The following is a 3,002-nucleotide window of genomic DNA, read 5'->3' on the forward strand; positions in this document are numbered from 1 at the left end:
ATCGGTGGAGCTGCATGACAAAGTCATCGGGCATTATCTGAACATAAAACACTATCAATAAGTTGGAGTCATTACCACCAATCTGTTATATTATATATAGCTGCGTGGAATCATAATATCATATATTTTGACTGGCATGTTTACCAAATTTAAGTTGCATCTCAATGGTTTCTTTAGCGTAAACAGAGTTTTTATACAAACTGACACTCTGGGTATCATAGTGTAGTTTTTACGATTGTAAATATCCTGTATGCAGGAACTCATCCTTTTGGATGATATCGCATACAATTAATTTACCATCAGTCTTAGAGCCAGTTCGTCCGGATAGGGATCGAAGTAATTCTGTGTAAGCAAGTAATCATTAGGATACTCACCCAGATAATGCTTCAGCAGAGTCAACGGCGCAAGAAGAGGTAATGTGCCAGAACGATAGTTAAGTATAACCTCGCTCAACTCTTTACGCTGGCGTGTACTTAAGTAGTTACTAAAATACCCCTGTATATGCATCAGCACATTCGTGTGATTTTTACGTGATGCAGGTTTTCTGAGAATCGCCATCAGCTTATCACGATACACCTCAAAGTATGATTCAAGATCCGCCCACTCGTGTATTGCAGCCACAAATGGTCCCATATCTTTATAGCCTGTCTGACTATGCGCCAACAACTGAAGCTTATAACGACTATGAAAAGCCAATAACTCTCTTCTTGATAATTTCTCCTTGTAAAGGTGATTGAGCTCATGCAAAGCAAAAACTCTTTCAACAAAATTCTCACGAAGCACTGGATCATGTAATCGCCCATCCTCTTCAACCGGTAGCCAGGAAAACTTTTCCATCAAAGTGCTCGTAAATAGTCCCACTCCATCTTTACGACCTCGATTACCATTTTCATCATAGACACGCACGCGCTCCATGCCACAGCTGGGAGATTTAGCACAAACCACAAACCCCGATACATCCTTTAATTTGTCCATATAAGAACGACTAAACTCTGTCATTCTCTCTGTCACATCCTCATTCTGGTCGTGGCTGAAACACATCCGTATATTTCCTTGCGTCGAGCGCACAAGACGTAGAGCAGGACGCGGAACTGGCAGCCCTATAGCCATTTCCGGACATACTGGTCTGAATGTTACCCATTCCACTAATTTGTCCATTAAAAAGTCAGCTCTTTTGTGACCACCATCAAAACGAACAGCAGAACCGGCCAAACAACCGCTGATTCCAATCACAGGTTTTTTTATCATATCCTCCCCCTTGACTAATTCATTAACACATAAACTGTGTAGTGCACGGAATAAATTGCCTTTCTGGCGTCATCACTGACAATTTTTCTGTTATGGACTATTCCTAATATAGTATGAAAGTTCTTTAAGTGATCGGTCGTAATCATCTATCTTTCATACTTACTCTCAACTATCAAAAGTACAGGATTTATTATGAAGTTATGGCCTGTGTTGACTGGCATTGCGCTCTCTTTCACTCTTATAGCATGTAAGGCCCCGACACCACCTAAAGGTGTGCAGCCGATTACAAATTTTGACGCCAACCGCTACCTCGGAAAATGGTATGAAATAGCTCGCCTCGAGAACCGGTTCGAACGTGGTCTGGAACAGGTCAGCGCTACTTATGGAAAACGGAACGACGGAGGGATTCGTGTACTTAACCGTGGATACGATCCAACGAAAAATAAATGGAGCGAGAGCGAAGGTAAAGCATACTTTACTGGAGATACTAAAACTGCAGCGTTGAAGGTTTCGTTTTTTGGCCCCTTCTATGGTGGCTATAATGTAATCAAACTGGATGATGAGTATAAGTATGCTCTTGTCAGTGGTCCGAACAGAGAATACCTATGGATTCTGGCAAGGACCTCAACTATTCCAGATAAAGTAAAAGCAGACTATGTGCGAACCGCTCAAAAGTTGGGATTCAATGTCAATGAATTATTATGGGTTAAACAATAAAATCCCTACCCGAAATGATACTTATTAGAAAAAAACCAGCCTTTGGGGAGGCTGGCTAAATCAGGAAACAAGCTGTTATATGATAATAACTACATTGCGATTCCAACATTTAAAATGTTAGACTAATGACAATCAGACAGCAACTTTTCCTTTAATTATTTCGAACAATCAGCATCCATCTCCAATCGGAGATCCAACACCATCAGCATACCCTCCACTACGCCCTCAGCTTTCTGGAGCATCCTGCCAACCCAACAATCAGATCGCCCATGCTTACGTGCAAGCGCCATAAAAGTCATGCCGCCGACATAATAGTCCACCAATAAATCATGCAAATCGCTGTTGTTCTTTTTCAGACGGGCCATGCACCCGCAAATGATCATCGCGTCATCGTCACAACATTGTGGGCGAGATTTTACTTTTGAAGGAATTAATCCCTTAAAACCGGCGGCAATGGACGACCAGGTCACATCTTCATGATTATTAGCCGCCCACGCTCCCCAACGCTCAAGAACCATCTGAATATCACGCATCAACTTACTCCACAAAAATCAGACCAGAACGCCAATTACAAGCAAAAATCAACAAAACAGTATTAGTTGATTGTTATCTCTGACTTCATACTCCTGCTCCTGTCAGGGTTTTGGCGTAATTCTTCAGTATTCGGTAATCGGTCAAAACAGAACCGGGAAAATGATATAAGTGCAGGCGCACCCAGCGGCGGCGAAGACGTTCTGCCATATAAGACTCAAACATCATTCATCTCCCAGTTCAGTGATGGTCAGCTCCAGCTTCCCACCTTTGGTAACGGGCATCTTCACAACACGGTAATCAACGACCTGAACATCATCCAGCCAGAAACCTGCTTTGGTAAGTGCGTCAAAAGCAGCTTTTTGCAGATTATCCAGGTCACGGCGACGGCGATCCGGCATGTGACACTCAATGCGGATTTTCACAGGAATAGCCAGGCCGATATCCAGCATTGCGTTTTTAATGATTCGGGCGACGTTATCGCGGTATGCCTGCCCCTCTGCGCT

6 protein-coding genes are annotated in these 3,002 nt (G+C 42.9%); 2 read left to right on the forward strand and 4 right to left on the reverse strand.

The features are described 5' to 3' along the window. The coding region (locus tag OQV04_RS25365) for an IS1 family transposase (protein ID WP_071528444.1) at nt 1-61 on the forward strand (61 nt) is incomplete at its 5' end. Between the two features lie 227 nt (nt 62-288). On the opposite strand, the gene OQV04_RS23985 is transcribed toward OQV04_RS25365, so the two are convergent. Further along, entirely contained in the window at nt 289-1,248 is a 960-nt protein-coding gene (locus OQV04_RS23985) for a YbgA family protein (protein ID WP_000592547.1), read from the reverse strand. Between the two features lie 192 nt (nt 1,249-1,440). On the opposite strand from OQV04_RS23985, the gene OQV04_RS23990 reads away from it, so the two are divergent. Continuing rightward, entirely contained in the window at nt 1,441-1,965 is a 525-nt protein-coding gene (locus tag OQV04_RS23990; RefSeq protein WP_000780582.1) for a lipocalin family protein, read from the forward strand. 155 nt (nt 1,966-2,120) lie between these two features. Here the strand turns inward: OQV04_RS23990 and OQV04_RS23995 are convergent, their stop codons facing one another. The 3 genes from OQV04_RS23995 to rusA form a co-directional block, all read right to left on the reverse strand. Beyond that, nucleotides 2,121-2,498 (reverse strand): antiterminator Q family protein, encoded by a 378-nt coding sequence (locus tag OQV04_RS23995; RefSeq protein WP_001204777.1) that lies wholly within the window; start codon nt 2,496-2,498, stop codon nt 2,121-2,123. A gap of 85 nt (nt 2,499-2,583) precedes the next feature. Continuing rightward, nucleotides 2,584-2,724 (reverse strand): YlcG family protein, encoded by a 141-nt coding sequence (locus OQV04_RS24000; protein WP_032280912.1) that lies wholly within the window; start codon nt 2,722-2,724, stop codon nt 2,584-2,586. Beyond that, nucleotides 2,721-3,002 (reverse strand): crossover junction endodeoxyribonuclease RusA (gene rusA / locus OQV04_RS24005; RefSeq protein WP_332643156.1); only part of this gene is annotated, 282 nt, incomplete at its 5' end. The genes rusA and OQV04_RS24000, both read right to left, overlap by 4 nt.

It is taken from the genome of Escherichia sp. Lx600-2 (assembly GCF_036662595.1).
Classification (GTDB): Bacteria; Pseudomonadota; Gammaproteobacteria; order Enterobacterales; family Enterobacteriaceae; genus Escherichia; species Escherichia coli.